A 14,953-nucleotide genomic window follows, 5' to 3' on the forward strand; every position below is an offset into this window, starting at 1 on the left:
CCGGATTGATTCCATGGCTCGTTACATCGTCGGCATCGATCTTGGCACCACTAACTCGGCAGCGGCGTACGTCGACACTCGTGATGGCGCCCGCACGATCGAGTCGTTCGCCATTCCGCAACTCGTCGGCGAAGGATCGATGGCGGCGCAGCGCACGCTGCCGTCGTTCCTGTACTTGGCTGGCGAACACGAGCTGGCGCCGGGAGCGTTGGCGTTGCCGTGGGATGCCGCGCGAACGTACGCTGTCGGTGAGTTCGCGCGCGTGCAAGGCGCGCGGGTGCCAGGGCGCTTGGTCTCGTCGGCGAAATCGTGGCTGTGCCACGGCGGCGTCGATCGCACGGCGCGGATTCTCCCCTACGGCGCGCCCGACGACGTGAAAAAGGTCTCGCCGGTTGACGCGTCGGCGCGCTACCTCGCCCACATCCGCGACGCGTGGGATCAGCGGTTCCCCGATGCGCCGCTGGCGCAGCAGGATGTCGTGCTGACGGTGCCGGCGTCGTTCGACGAAGTCGCGCGCGAGCTGACTGTCGCCGCCGCCGAAAAGGCGGGCCTGCCGCGCCTGATCCTGCTCGAAGAGCCGCAAGCCGCGTTCTACGCCTGGCTGAGTGTGAATGAGTCGGACTGGCAGACGCGATTGGCCGACACGCGCTTGGTGTTGGTGATCGACGTCGGTGGTGGCACGACCGACTTCAGTTTGATCGCGACGCGTGACGAAGGGCGTGGGCTCATCCTTGAACGGCTGGCGGTGGGCGATCACTTGCTGCTCGGCGGCGACAACATCGACATCGCGCTGGCGCGCCTGGTCGAGCCGCGACTCGGCGGTAAGCTCGATAGCCAACGCTGGCATGCGCTCACCAATCTCTGCCGTACGGCGAAGGAAACGTTGCTCGCCGACGGCGCCGCGGACGAGATGCCGATCAGACTGATCGGGCGCGGCAAGTCAGTGGTCGGCGGCGTGTTGACGGCGACGCTGACGCGAGATGAAGTCGAACGCACGGTGATGGAGGGATATTTTCCGTTCGTTGACCCCGATGCCGCGCCGCGCAAGATCGCCCGCACGGGGGTGCAGGAGTGGGGGCTGCCGTTCGCGACCGAGCCTGAAGTCCCACGCCACCTCGCCGCATTCCTGCGGCGACATCGAGCGGACGCCGTCGGCGATGCGGCGGAGAGTTTGGCGCGCCCCGACGCCATTCTGTTCAACGGCGGCGCCCTCAAGCCAGCGCAAGTACGAACCCGTTTGCGCGAACTGATCGGTCGCTGGTGCGGTCAACAACACGTGTCGAGCGGCACGCGCGAGTGGCAACCCACGGTGCTGGAGAGCGTCGACCTCGATCTCGCGGTGGCGCGCGGTGCCGCGTACTACGGCTTGGTGCGGCGGGGGCACGGTGTGCGCATCGGCGGCGGCGCGGCGCGCTCGTACTATCTCGGCATCGGTGGCGCGACGAACACTGCAAACACGATCCCCGCGCTGTGCTTGGTCCATCGCGGCATGGAAGCGGGCGAGCCGATGGAGATCGCCGCGCCCGACTTCGATGTGATGACCAATCAGCCGGTGAGCTTTCCGCTCTACGCGTCGAGCACGCGCAGCGGCGAGCACGCGGGACAACTCGTCGAGGCCGAGCGCGACTCGCTCGCCGAGCTGCCGCCGATCCGGACCGTGCTACGTTTCGGCAAGAAGATTGGGGCGACGCGGATTCCGGTCCACGTGGTCACGCAGCTCACCGAGGTCGGTACGCTCGAAGTGTGGTGTCACTCGCAACGCAGCGAGCATCGCTGGCGCTTGCAGTTCCAACTGCGCGACGCTGTGCCGCTCGCCGACGAGACCGTGGCGGAAGAACGCACCGCCGACCTGGTGATCAACGACGCGCAATTGGAAGCGGCGCTCGGCGCGCTGACCAACGTGTTTCCATCTGCCGGCGCACCTGCGGGCGACCCGGTGAAGCTCGGCGCGGCAGTGGAGGAAGCCCTCGGCGCGAGTAAGGACGCCTGGCCGCTGCCAACGATCCGCAAGTTGTGGGACGCGGTGCTGGCCAGCGAAGGCGCGCGCGGCACCACCGCGGCGCACGAAGCGCGTTGGCTCAATCTCGCCGGTTTCCTGCTGCGGCCGGGCTTCGGTCACGAACTCGATCCGTGGCGCATCGAGCAACTGTGGAAGCTGTTCAGCGCCGGCCTGCACTTTCCCAAAGCGGTGCAGAACCGCGCCGAATGGTGGAGCATGTGGAAACGCGTGGCCGGCGGCTTGAGTCGCGCGCAGCAGCAGCAGCTTTACAATGAAGCGGCGCCGGCGCTGCTGCCGCGGCTCAAGAAGAAGTTGAAGACGCGTGTCGGTCCGCAAGAGATTCGCGAGTACTGGCAGGTGGTCGGCAGTTGCGAGCAACTCAGCGCCGAGGTGAAGGCTGAGTTGGGTGGCGAGTTGGTGAGTCAGATTGAAAGAGGCGGCACCGCGGCTTTGTGGGCGCTCGGCCGGCTCGGCGCGCGCGCGCCGTTTCACGGTCCACTCAATTGCGTGGTGAGTCCGAAAGTCGTCGCGGGATGGATCGCACGACTCCTCGCGCCGAACCCGACGAAGCCCGAGACGTTGGTGTTCACACTCGTGCAATTGGCGCGTTGCGTCGACGACCGCGAGCGCGACCTCGACGAGTCCGTGCGCCGCCGCGTCGCGGATGCGGTGCACGATCTACGCGGTGGACATCGCGCCGCGAGGCTGGTCACCGAGTTCGTCGCGCTCGAAGCCCAAGAACGCGCGCGCGTCCTCGACGAGTCGCTGCCGGCCGGGTTGGTGATTCGGGAGGGATAGAGGCTTCGCGCTCTTTGTCTGAGGTTAGTCTTGATCTGACGGAAAAAGGATCAACGCAGAGGCACAGAGACGCAGAGGATCGCGGAGCAGTGGTGTCGACTCCCCTCTGCCGAATCGATTTCTCCTTCTTCTCAGCGTCTCAGCGTCTCTGCATTGAAATTCCGAGCGGAGGCCCGATAGAGGTCATGCATAGAGTAGTCGGCCTCTCGGCTCCTGGACGCTGCGTCCGAGTTCGCGCGCCGTTTCGATCCACTCACCGATGATTACTTCGACGTTCGCGAGGTTTGCTTGTAGGTCGCGCCGTCGGCGGCACAGCCCGGCAACTCAGGAACTTCAGCAATGTATGCCTCGTCCTCGTCGCTCCAGTAGATGATGATTTCGTACTTCCACTTACTTTGCATCATCGCCTCCTGCCAGATGGTACTTCACAATCACTGCATCGCGAGGGTCCGGCATCAGTCTGTGAATTGGCGCCCCGTCTTCCGTAACAACACCACCGCCACGCAGATGAGCCACACGAAGTGCGACAGCGGCGCCAGGGTTGGTAGCACGCCAGACGGGGCGAACGCGCCCTCGTGCGCGAGCGACATGGCCGACAGCAGGTGGATGGCGGCGACCAGGAACGCACCGTGCGCGATCCAGCGCGGCATCACGCCTGTCTGTACGATCACGATCCCGGCGGCAATGACGTAGACCGCGTTCGGAAATGCCGTCATCAGATTCGCTGCGAACGCAGCGTCCACGAGGAGCGGAAGTGACGCCGGATCGAGCACCGGAGCACGATGGATGACCGCGAGGAATATCGTGTCCGCCACGAGGATACCGGCTGCCGTCGCAACGCATGCGGCGAAGGCGATCGCCGACCACACGTCGGCTCCACCCTCCGCGCGCCGCAGGATCGCCCAGAGCCCGGCGCCGAAGACGATCAGCAGCCCACCGAATCCGAGCGAGGCTAGGTAGACGCTGACAAGAAACGGGGTTTGATGGTCGGCGAAGAAAGTGGCGAGCTCGCTTGCCGACGCGCCGGTTCCGGGAATCGGATACGCGATCTCGATCGCGATCGTGGGCAGGAACAGCACCGCGATCGCCAATGCCGAATAGGCCGTGATTCGGGTTACGCGTTTGTCCATTCCACCCTCATATCGGACGTCAACCTTTTGCGAGCAGAGGTGCAACGACGCCGACGAGTGCTCGGCCAAGCGATGCATGCTGGTCCGCATCGAGGTGCACGCCATCGACGCGGCTCGATGTCGTCACCTGCGCGGCGTTGAAGAATTCGCAACCGCGCTCGCGCGCGACCTGTTGGTAGGCTGCAGCAAGCCCCGCGCACTTTTGTTCAGCGCCTTCGAACTTAGGAGCAATGGGTCCCTTCGGATTGTGGATAGCGGGCGGTGCAACGACGAGGATTGGCGGTGCCGGCATTCCGGGCTCGATCGGCGCTCTGCGAACCGCATCGACGAGGGCGGCGATGCCTTGGGCGGAATGCCACGCGGTGTGCTCGTGCATCGACTGGAAGTCGTTGGTGCCGAGCATCAGGATGACGAGTGCCAAGGGCGAGTTGATCTCGATTCGTTGTTCCAGGCCAAGCAAGCCATTGCGGCCCGGCTTGTACGGATCGTCCCAAGCTGTGCGCCGACCGTTGAGGCAGTCTTCGATGACTCGAACCAGATGTCCGGCGCCACGGAGGCCTTCCTCCATGACACCGGGCCAACGCGCTTCGAAGGGCAACCGCCGACGTGTGTTCGGGATGATCCCCCACGTGACGGAATCTGCGTAGACGAGAATGTGCTGCATCGAATCGCTTCGTGTGGGTCGCGCGTTCATTCGCGCCGCAATGTCGCCAGCCCGGCTGCCGCGCCGATGAGAAGGCCACCGCCGACGCGTTCGATCAGCAAGCGAAACCGCGGCGCGACCCGACGGCCCGCGCGGTGAGAGAGCGCAGAATACGCCGACAGCACCACAAACTCGATTGCGAAGGAACTGAAGGCGAGGATTGCGACCTGTGGCGCAAGCGGCCCCTTCGGATCGATGAACTGGGGTAGAATCGCGGTGAAGTAGACGATGAGATTCGGGTTTGCTCCCTGGGTGACGAAGCCTTGCCAGAAGGCGCGCCCGGTAGAAGTAGATGCGGGTTGGACCCGTACGCTTGCTGGCCGCGCGAAGGATCGAACGATCATTCGCACACCGAGCCAGATCAGGTAAGCCGCACCGAACCACTTGATGACGACAAACGCCTCTGCGGAAATCGTGTGAACGGCTGCCAACCCGGTCGCCGAAAGACCGAAGTAGACCGCGTTCGCTGCGAGGACCCCGGCGCTCGCCGCAATCCCGGCGGCTTGGCCGCGCGTCATCCCGAGCGAGACGACAAGCAGACAGGATGGTCCCGGGTTGAGGCAGAGGAGCAGCTCGGTCATGCAGAAGAAGGCCCACGCTTGAAGTGTCATCGCTTCCTCACGGCGCTCCAACGTTGGCCGCAGCGTAGCGCATCGGTACGTTCAGCACACGTGCTCCGCGCGGTTCGGGGAGTACCGAGCCGCCGCGCGCAGCCTGCTTACATGCGCTCGATCGCACGAACGGCGGCGTCGGCAGCTACGGTGGCGGCGAGCTTCATGCCGCGGGCGAGTCGCGCCAACTGCGGCACGCGCCACGGCTTCGTCAAAAGGAAGCGGGCGAGCGCGGGCAGGTTCGGACCGCCGTCGGGTCCGGCCAAGCCGAACACCGCCGGGTCGATCGAACCATCATCGGCGCGATCGCTGATGCCTCGGAACACCGACCACGGGCAGCGGCGGCGCTCGCAGACCGCGGCGATCGCCGCGGTCTCCATGTCGATGGCGATGACGCCTTGCCGTTCGTAGCGGGCCACCTCGTTCTGGTCGACGAGCAACCCGTCTGATGTTAGCAGCGTGCCTCGCGGCACGGTGTCGCCGAGAAGAGCGGGCCGATGTTCCGTGCCGGTCGACACGTCGATGACGAGTTCCGGCACGACGAGGTCGCCGATGTCGACGCTCGGTCCGATACCTCCCGCGATGCCAACCACCACGAGATGATCGATCGGGATAAAGTCGAGAACACGTTCCGTCGTGCGCACGGCGGCGCGGATTCCAATTCCAGTTATCGTCGCGACAATCTCGACCCGACCGATCGTGCCCGAGAAGAAGGCGAAATCGCCGGACTGCGACCGGCGGAGGGAGAGGGAGCGCAGGAGAGGGCGTAGCTCGGGCCGCATCGGAGCGAGAATCGCGACGCGCTGAACTGCGGGAGGGGTGATCACCGGTCCCATTGTGCCCGATCAGCGCGAGCGGGCGGGGCGCCGACTGTACTTCGTGTTGCTCGACACATCAGGCGCTCAAGGCGCGGCTTGTCCGTGGACCGCCGCCTGGAGCGGCGGGGTTCGGCCAGTCAGGCCACGATTCTCAACGCCTCTCCTCGATTGTGCAGCAGAACCACCTGATCACTCCGCAGTGCGAGTTCAGCATACGTCTGCCCGTCATCATCACTGAACTCCACTTCGTAGACATTCGGAGCGAGGAGTTCCACAACCGTGCCGACCTCGCCCCGCTTGAGCTTGCGGCTCGGGAGGTCTTCAAGCAATGCCACGGTGTCGAGTACTTTGAGGCTTCTCTTTCGTTGGGCCATCACCGTTTCCTCTGCTGGACATAGCACGTGGTCAGCCGTGGTTCTCTCCTACCACGGATGACGATCCAGCCGCTACGGACCGTCGCCTTTCCGACTGCTGTCACCATCGTGAAGTCCATCGTGTACCGCTGACCGTACGCGTCGAGGTCGCCGCGCTTCGCCTGGCCAGCTCGTGCGATTTCCAGCAACTTGGCCCGCAACTTCGGAGCATCAGCGGCAGTCAAGCCGAGCACTGCGGCGAAGACCCGGGCCTTGTGCCGACCCGATGCGCTGTCTGGATTCAAACAATAGTCCGACAACTTTCTGACATCGACGATTGCCCGCTCTCCATTCGGTAGACGCACGAGGGGAGATTATGCGGTCGACAGATGGGCAGCAACCTCGTCCCCGCGGATTCCGTGCCCGTTATTGTCGCGATGATCTCGCCCTGATCGATCGTCTCCGGGAAAAAACGAAATTGCCGGACTGCGACCGGCGGAGGGAGAGAGAGCGTAGCAGAGGGCGTAGCTCGGGTCGCATCGGCGCGAGCAGCGCGACCCGCTGAACTCCGGGAGAAGTGATCACCGACTTATTCTGCCCGGTCGCGCCGCTCGACGCGATTGTGCGCGCATCAGCCGCCGCGGTCTCGAACGCGCCGCCGCCTGTCTATCGTGTTGCCTAACGGCCTGGCGATGACCTGCGGTGTGGGGCGGTGCTGAGCAGGGCCGCCAGGTCCATCGTCGGGTTCGCCCGTTCATTTCGTGCGGCGTTCCATCGCTGCCTGCATTATAGGTCTGACGTTTTCCAGATCGTCGTCGCCCTTGACGGGATACTCCTTCCATTTGTCATCGGCATCGAACGTCGCAATGATGTAGTGCTTCCGCCGCGGTAACAGGTAAGCAAAAACGCGATTGTTGACCTTCATGGAGATGCCGTACTTGATCGGGTCAAGTGAAATGCTCCCCGGCTTCCAGTTCTTGATTTCCTCAAGGAGGGCCGTGACCTTGGCTCGGACGGCTGCGTCCGTAATGTATCCCAAGTGGTCCTCCAGGTGTGTAACCTCGATAATCTCCGGTGGGGCGGTGATCTCCCGTTCTTGGAAGATCGGAACGACGTCGTCATCACCCTCGAACTTGAGGCAGTCGAATGTGAACAAGGAGATTGGAAGGTCAAGCCATTTGCATCTGTTGACTAGTGTTTGAGAAAAAGTCGGGGCAACAAGGAAGAGCCGCACTTGTTGCGTCGGGTCAATCGAGTGCGCCTTGTAGAGCCGGGCGTACGACTCCACGTGAGCTGATACGTAGTCGTAGTAGTCGAGCCCCTGGAGCAGCATGCCGTCGTCCTGCGTAACTTTGAGTTCCGCGACCACCAGCGACTTGCCGCTGTCCACCATGAGGACATCGAGGCGCCCTCCGGCAGTAGGCTTCTGGTGGTCGACGTATACCAGACCCTCTTCAATCAATCCGGCGTTGCATCGGACGAGATCCTCAAGTTCCCGCTCGGAGACATCGTTCTTGGTGTATGTCTTCATACGTTCATGCCATTACAGAGGGGCGAACGGTTTGCCGCTGAGGCGCGGCGGGTGAAAAAGTGTCTCGGTACAAGCGCGCAGCACCTCCCCGCCGTCGCCTCCAGCGGCTTCGGCCCCGGGCGACGTGGTCCGCACCGCCAGAGGCGGGGCTACCTCGACGGTCCCGCTCCCGGGCAGCTCGCCAGGCAGCTCTGCCAGGATTCTCCACATCGGTTGCCGCACGGATGGCCGAGTGCGATGAGTGGCTTGTCACATCCGGCATAGCACGTCTCAAACAGCTGTTCGCATTGCCGTGAGCATGTTTGCGCCTCCGTCGTCTGCGGCAAGACAACCCTGGGTGCGGGCCTTACGTATGGGTTCGCGTAGCACCCGTGACACGCCAACATCACCATCATCAGCATCCATCGCATTTCAACACGCATCGCCCCTCCAATTCGTTGGTCACAGCGCCGACTCCTTGATGGAACGGAATGGCATCCTACCGATCGTCCCCGGCCTACCCGCCGAACGCCCGCGCTCAGGGGGGCAGGCAAGCAAGCGCAGCGGCGCTTGCCTGCGTCCCCTGCAGCGCGAAGTTATGCGGCAGGGGCAAGACCCCCTCGTCGCGTCAACACCACCAGATAGGGTGGAACCAGTTCCAGCAACGCCTCGACACGCCGGAGCTTAGCGCTAGCCAAAGTGCTGTGCCGTTTCCGAACTAGGAACTCTCCTCGCGTTGGAAGGACGTCTGACCGCCAAGTGCAATCTCGCTTTCGAAACCATTCCACCCGGATTGGGGGGATCACGGGATCAAGCGCGATCACGCGGCGAACTTTGAAGGCTAGCGCAAGGCCTCGCCTCTTAAATGGGTTGGTCACCTTCATCACGTTGGGGTCCGGCATCGCCCGCCACTCGCTTTCGTCGAGTTCGCGATAATGGGTTGCGGGCAGAGTTCCTTTGTATCTGTCCGGGTCGCGTGCGCCGGGGCTGTATGAACACAGCGCATACACTTGACCTTTCGCCTCCTTCAGGTGCGCAAGCCAGATGTCGGCGGTCGGTGAGTATGCAAACGACCAGAAGGTGCAGCCGTAACGGTTCGTCTCATCACGCTTCCATTCGAGAATCTCGCGGGTGCTAAGACCAGTGTACGGTCCAAAGGGGTGCCAGAACCCCATCTGGAATTCGTCCCACATGTGATCATGGCGCATAACTACAATTCGACTCCCGAATGGAATCGGCTAGCCACGCGGCTTCTCGTCGGCATAGCAGCCCTCGGGTTCATCCAGTGTCCCTTGGCAATCGCTACGCGAATCAAGTTCATAGCTCACCAAGGACGCTCTCGCTTGGGGTTGCTACGCGACTCGTCTTCGCGGGCTAGCGCCCCGGCGTTACGCGTGAGCAATCGATCGGCAGGGCTCTGCACCCCATGCCCGCCTCGGTTCAGCACGTGCGTGTAGATCATCGTCGTCTTCACATCGCGGTGGCCCAGGAGATCCTGCACGGTGCGGATATCGTAGCCGGCTTCAAGCAGGTGCGTCGCAGTCCCGAGTCACAGAGCAGCATTGCCATGATCCGGGAAACCCCGTCAAGCGCTGCCAGCTCACAGCGTCATCGAAAGTCATGCGACTTGGGCAGAGTAGCAGGTTGTTCGTTGCTAAGTTGTTGGTTGTTAGGTTCCGATGCGGGCGTCACGCGCATGCGATAGCCGTGGCCAGCTTGCGTGATGACTTGCTGCGGAATCTCCAGCTTGGTGAAGCGCCGCGCTCTCACATGGATGACGTATTGGGGGTCGGGGGTCGGGGATCGGGGGTCGGCACCAACCTCTAACCCCTGGCTCCTAACCCCCGCACCCACTTTCTGCAGCGGGCCTTCGACCTGCAACAGCGCCGCTGTGTGGATCAGCGCGCGGTGGCGCTGGAACATGTCGGGCACGACGACGGCGTTGGCCGTGCCGGTTTCGTCTTCAAGCGTGAGAAAACAAAATCCCTTCGCCGTGCCCGGTCGCTGGCGCACGATCACGAGCCCGGCGATTTTCGCCCAACTCCCAGCGCGCGCGCGCTTGAGATCACTCGCGCGCAACACACCCGCACGCGTCAACTCGTCGCGTAGGTACGTCATGATGTGCGGTCCAGTCGTGAGACCGGTGCCGGCGTAATCGGCGAGAGTGCGGTCCATTGGCGACATGGTGGGAAGGGGGTTCGGGGTTACGGGGTTAGGGGTTAGGGGTTCGGAAGCAAGGACTGGATGAGGCGGTTCAGAAGTCTTGCCACTGAGTTCACCTGCGCCGAGAGCGGCGCGACGGCTTCTTGCCGAACCAACCCTATTTCCACGATCAGGATCAGGTAGGTCTCCAACTCGCGCAGGCTCCCCTGCGCGATGCGAAGGAAGCTGACATAATCCTTTCTCGTCCCCCTCCCGTTCCCTTCGGCGATGTTGGCCGGAACCGAAACTGCCGCCCGGCGGATCTGACTGGTCAGACCGTACAATTCTTCCTTCGGAAAACTCTTCGTCAGAAAGTAACAGTCGCGGGCCAGATCCATCGCCTGGCGCCACACGAGCAGTTCGCGAAACCCCCGTTCCTTGCGTCCTTCCATAACTCTCCTCCTTCAATGCTAGGGGGCTAGGGGTTAGGGGGTTGGGGGTTAGGGGTCCCTCTCCGCCCCTAACCCCGTAACCCCCTAACCCCGTAACCCCTAGCCGCGCGAACAACGGCTCGCGCGAGATGGCCGCTGTCTGCCACAACGCTTCGCGACGAGTGAGGCCGAACGCGGTGAACGCGCCGATGTGCGCGAGCGTCTGCACTTCAGCCTCGCGCAGACCGCAGCGATGGATGACGTCGGTGATCGAACTGAACGGCGCACGTGCTCTTTCTTCCGCGATGCGTTTACCGGCGTCCGCGCGCAGGTTGGAAACAAAGCGCAAGCCCAAGCGGAGACACAACGGCTTCTCTCCGCCCCTAACCCCATAACCCCCTAACCCCATAGCCCCTTGCTCCAACTGGCAACGCCAGTTGGAGCGCGTCACGTCGATCGGCAGCACACGCACGCCGTGGCGTTGGGCGTCTTTGATGATGGTGGCGGGGTGATAGAACCCCATCGGCCAGTTGTTCAGCAGGGCGCAGGTAAACGCCGCCGGGTGATGCGCGCGCAAGTACGCCGACGCGTATGCCAGCAGCGCGAAGCTGGCGGCGTGACTCTCCGGAAAGCCGTAGAGCGCGAACGACGTGATGCTGCGCACGATGTCGTCGGCCTTCTTGCCGACGATGCCCTTGGCCGTCATGCCGGCGCGCAGTCGCGCCTCGATCTGCTGCATGCGTTGCGTCGAGCGCTTGAAGCCCATCGCGCGCCGCAACTCTTCGGCTTCACCGCCAGTGAAGCCGGCCACCGTCATCGCCATGCGCAGGAGCTGCTCTTGAAACAGCGGCACGCCCAACGTGCGCTTCAAAATCGGTTCGAGTTCGGGGTGCGCATAGGTCACCGGCTCGCGGCCGTTGCGGCGGTTCAGATACGGATGCACCATCTGCCCGACGATCGGGCCTGGGCGAATGATCGCGACCTCGACGACGAGATCGTAAAAGCGTTCCGGCTTCATGCGCGGCAGTGTCGCCATCTGCGCGCGGCTCTCGACTTGAAACACGCCGATGGTGTCGGCGCGTTGCAGCATGCCGTACACGGCGGGATCGTCCTGCGGCAGATGCGCGAGATCGATGTCGCGGCCTTCGTGCTCGCGCACCAGCGGAATCGTCTCTTCCAGCACCGCCATCATGCCGAGCCCGAGCAGATCGACTTTGATGATGCCGAGGTCGGCGCAGTCGTCCTTGTCCCACTGCACGACGACGCGTCCGGGCATCGACGCGGGTTCGAGCGGGACCACGCTGTCGAGCCGTCCCGCCGCGATCACCATGCCGCCGGAATGTTGGCCGAGATGACGCGGTAGGTTCTGCATCTGTCCGACCAGATCGACGAGCAGCGCGACGCGCGGAGCGGTGGGGTCGACGCCGCCGGCGCGGAGTTGCTTCGCCAGCTCGTCCATGTCGTCACGGAACTCGAAACGGTTGAGCAGCTTCGACAGCTTGGCCACTTGTTCGAGGGTGAAGCCGAGCGCTTTGCCGACTTCGCGCACGGCGCTGCGGGTGCGGTAGGTGATGACGTTGGCGGTCATCGCCGCGCCCCGTTCGCCGTAGCGTTGGTAGACGTACTGGATGACGCGCTCGCGCTGATCGCCGCTCGGCAGATCGATATCGATGTCGGGCCACTCACCGCGCTCTTCGGAGAGAAAGCGCTCGAACAGCAACTCCATGCCGACGGCGTCGACGGCGGTGATGCCGAGCGCGTAACACACCGCCGAGTTGGCGGCCGAGCCGCGGCCTTGCGCGAGGATGCGCTGCTCGCGGCAGAAGCGGACGATGTCCCACACGATCAGGAAGTAACCGGCGAGGTCGAGCTTGCCGATGATCGTCAGCTCGTGTTCGAGTTGGCGGCGGACTTTCTCGGTGAGGTGTCCGTAGCGCTCGCCCGCGCCGGCGTAGGTGAGCTGGCGCAGGTGACCGTGCATCGTTTCACCCGGCGGCAGCGGAAAATCGGGAAAGCGATAGCCGAGATCGGCGAGCGTGAACTCGCACTGCTCGGCGATGCGCTGCGTGTTGTTGACGGTCTGCGGCAGATCGCGAAAGAGCGCGGCCATCGCCTGCGGTGACTTGAGATGACGCTCGGCATTCTTCAGCAAGCGACGGCCAGCGGCATCGAGCGTGGTCTTCTCGCGGATACAGGTAAGCACGTCGAGCAGCGGCCGTCCTGCGGGCGTGGCGTGGCGCACGTCGTTGGTGGCGACGAGCGGAAGCCGGCAGTGTTCGGCGAGCGCGATCAGGGTGCGATTGAGCCGTTCTTCGTCGGCATCGAGATGCCGCTGAAGTTCGAGGTAGAGGCGATCGGGGAAGAGACGCTTCAAGAGAAGGGGGTTAGGGGTTAAGGGGCTAGGGGTTAGGCGGCCCTCTTCTCCGACCCTAACCCCATAACCCCGTAGCCCCTTAACCCCTTGGAGCTGGGCTGCGGTGGGGCGGAAAAGACAGATGAGGCCGTCGGTGCGGCCATCGAGATCATCCCACGTTACGACCGCCTCGCCCTTCGGCGCGCGTAGCTTCGCCTGCGTGAGGAGCTGGCAGAAATTCTGGTAGCCGGTGCGATTGGCAACGAGCAGATACAGGCTGTTAGGAGCTAGGGTGCTAGCTGTTAGGTTGTTAGCTGTTAGGGGAGGAGGGGGAACCCTAGCCGCGTAACAGCCTAACAACGTAACAACCTGCATTGTGACTTCACACCCAATCAACGCGCGTACCCCGGCTTGCTGTGCGGCTTTGTGAAAGCGCGGCGCGCCGTAGACGCCATCGCGATCGCCGAGCGCTATGGCCGCGTAATCGAGTGACGCCGCGCGCTCGATCAGATCTTCCGGCAGCGACGCACCGGCGAGAAAGCTGAACGCGCTGCGGCAGCGCAACTCGACGTACGCGGAGAACCCTTCCTCAGTCATACTCCCCCGCCACGAACCACTGCTGCCGATCGTGGAACACGCGATACACGCCGCCGTCGCTGAGTTGGACGTCGTAGTAGTCGCGCCGGTACGCGCCGTCGTGCCACCACTCGCCAGTAATCCGCCACGGGCCGGCACACGAGACGACTCGGCCACTCACGCCATCGCCGCGCACGAACGCGAGCCGCCCGCGATCGCAGTGCACCTCCAGCGGCCGCGGTGGACGAATGGCGCGCAGCGCAAGGGGAAGAAGGTTGTTAGCTGTTAGGTTGTTGGTTGTTAGGCCGGATTCCGAGCTGGCCCCTTCTTCCCTAACAACGTAACAGCCAAACAACGTAGCAACCTTCACCCCGTACGCTTCCGGCCGATGCGTATCGATGACCGCCGGTGTGCCGACGTGATCGGCGCCGCACAACGCGGTGAGCCGAGCCAACGTCACCGCCAAACGCTCCGGTGCGGGGCCGTTGGGACGGAAGAGATCGAGTTGGATCGTGCGCAAGCGCTCGGGCACGACGCCGACGCGGATCGTTTCGACCGGCGCAGCGGGTGGTTGTGCTTCGAGGTGTAAACGCACGAGGGTGAGCAACGCCTTCACGTCGTTGCTCGCGGCGACGACGACGGTGCGATCGTCGCGCGCGCGATTGGTGAGACCGAGCGACAGCCGCAGATCGCCACACACCAGACCGCGTACCGCCAGGCGCGCCGTCAGTCGATCGAGTAGGCCGCGCAGGACGAACGTCAGCGGCTCGATGGTTTCGATGCCGTAGTCGAGTTCGACACTCTCTTCGAACTGCAACGGTGCGGAGCGCGGCACCAGCGGTTGCTCGTCTTCGCCGCGCGCGCGCCGGGCCAAGGCCAGTCCCTCTGGACCCAGCCGCGTACCGACCGCGCTGGCCGGCAATGCCGCCAAGTCGCCGATGCGCTGAATCCCCCAGCGTGTCAGCGTGGTGCGCAGCGCTGGGCTTGGCGCCAGCAAACTCACCGCGAGTGGCGCCAAGTAGGCCCACTCTTCGTTCGCTGGCACGACAGTGACACCGCCGCCGTTACGCGCGGCGAGGTAGGCGGCGATTTTCGAGCCGGCCACGCCAACCTGCGCAGATAGTCCGACGTGTTCCGCGCGCACCGCCAGCATGTGGGCGAGTTTGGCTTCGCTGTCGAACAACGCGGCGGAGCCAACGATGTCGAGATACACTTCGCCGTCGCTCGCTTCCTCGACCCGCGGTGAAAACGAGTACGCGACGTCGGCGAGCGCCGCTTGGGCGGCCCGCCGGCCGTCGCGTGAAGTCGCGCGCGTAATCAGTGCGGCGAAGATCGCGTGCGCTTGCCCCGCACTGAGTCCGGTGGTGATGCCGCGGCGCGCGGCGGCGGCGGACATCGCTACAATGGTGGCGCGCGGTCCGCTCCCGTCGGTGACGATCACCGGCTCGCCGCGCAGCTCCGGCTCGCTGCGCAGCATTGCCGCTAATGGAAAGTCGGGAACGAAAAGACAGGCGAGACGGGACATGGCG

9 protein-coding genes and 3 pseudogenes are annotated in these 14,953 nt (G+C 64.0%); 1 reads left to right on the plus strand and 11 read right to left on the minus strand.

Annotated elements, in window-relative coordinates; translation table 11 throughout:
• The first annotated feature begins 13 nt into the window (after positions 1 to 13).
• A complete protein-coding gene (locus HYR72_02675) occupies positions 14 to 2,797 on the plus strand; it encodes an Hsp70 family protein (GenBank protein MBI1813865.1) in 2,784 nt (927 codons plus the stop codon).
• Positions 2,798 to 2,980: 183 nt separating this feature from the next.
• Here HYR72_02675 and HYR72_02680 read toward each other — a convergent pair.
• The 11 genes and pseudogenes from HYR72_02680 to HYR72_02730 form a co-directional block, all read right to left on the minus strand.
• A pseudogene (locus HYR72_02680) lies at positions 2,981 to 3,198 on the minus strand (type II toxin-antitoxin system HicB family antitoxin).
• 54 nt (positions 3,199 to 3,252) lie between these two features.
• Positions 3,253 to 3,927, minus strand: coding sequence for a hypothetical protein (locus HYR72_02685; protein MBI1813866.1), 675 nt, complete (start codon positions 3,925 to 3,927; stop codon positions 3,253 to 3,255).
• A 19-nt stretch (positions 3,928 to 3,946) separates the two neighbouring features.
• A complete protein-coding gene (locus HYR72_02690; GenBank protein ID MBI1813867.1) occupies positions 3,947 to 4,591 on the minus strand; it encodes an SGNH/GDSL hydrolase family protein in 645 nt (214 codons plus the stop codon).
• 26 nt (positions 4,592 to 4,617) lie between these two features.
• Positions 4,618 to 5,241: a LysE family translocator gene (locus HYR72_02695; GenBank protein MBI1813868.1), complete on the minus strand. Its 624-nt coding sequence runs from the start codon at positions 5,239 to 5,241 to the stop codon at positions 4,618 to 4,620.
• 107 nt (positions 5,242 to 5,348) lie between these two features.
• Positions 5,349 to 6,077 carry a hypothetical protein gene (locus HYR72_02700; GenBank protein MBI1813869.1) on the minus strand — a complete coding sequence of 243 codons (729 nt, stop codon included), beginning with the start codon at positions 6,075 to 6,077 and terminating at the stop codon, positions 5,349 to 5,351.
• Between the two features lie 119 nt (positions 6,078 to 6,196).
• Entirely contained in the window at positions 6,197 to 6,433 is a 237-nt protein-coding gene (locus HYR72_02705) for a DUF4926 domain-containing protein (GenBank protein ID MBI1813870.1), read from the minus strand.
• 733 nt (positions 6,434 to 7,166) lie between these two features.
• The gene (locus HYR72_02710) at positions 7,167 to 7,943 is read right to left on the minus strand and encodes a DUF91 domain-containing protein (GenBank protein MBI1813871.1); all 777 of its coding nucleotides are present in this window, start codon (positions 7,941 to 7,943) and stop codon (positions 7,167 to 7,169) included.
• 1,303 nt (positions 7,944 to 9,246) lie between these two features.
• Positions 9,247 to 9,462 (minus strand): annotated as a pseudogene (locus HYR72_02715) (tyrosine-type recombinase/integrase).
• A gap of 679 nt (positions 9,463 to 10,141) precedes the next feature.
• Positions 10,142 to 10,516, minus strand: a complete 375-nt coding sequence (locus HYR72_02720; protein ID MBI1813872.1) for a four helix bundle protein — start codon at positions 10,514 to 10,516, stop codon at positions 10,142 to 10,144.
• A gap of 136 nt (positions 10,517 to 10,652) precedes the next feature.
• Positions 10,653 to 13,445 (minus strand): annotated as a pseudogene (locus tag HYR72_02725) (error-prone DNA polymerase).
• Positions 13,438 to 14,949, minus strand: a complete 1,512-nt coding sequence (locus tag HYR72_02730) for a DNA polymerase Y family protein (GenBank protein MBI1813873.1) — start codon at positions 14,947 to 14,949, stop codon at positions 13,438 to 13,440. The pseudogene HYR72_02725 and the gene HYR72_02730 overlap by 8 nt, the downstream one beginning before the upstream one ends.
• Between the last annotated feature and the right edge of the window lie 4 nt (positions 14,950 to 14,953).

The sequence above is a fragment of the Deltaproteobacteria bacterium genome (assembly GCA_016178705.1).
Lineage (GTDB): Bacteria > Desulfobacterota > Binatia > HRBIN30 > JACQVA1 > JACOST01.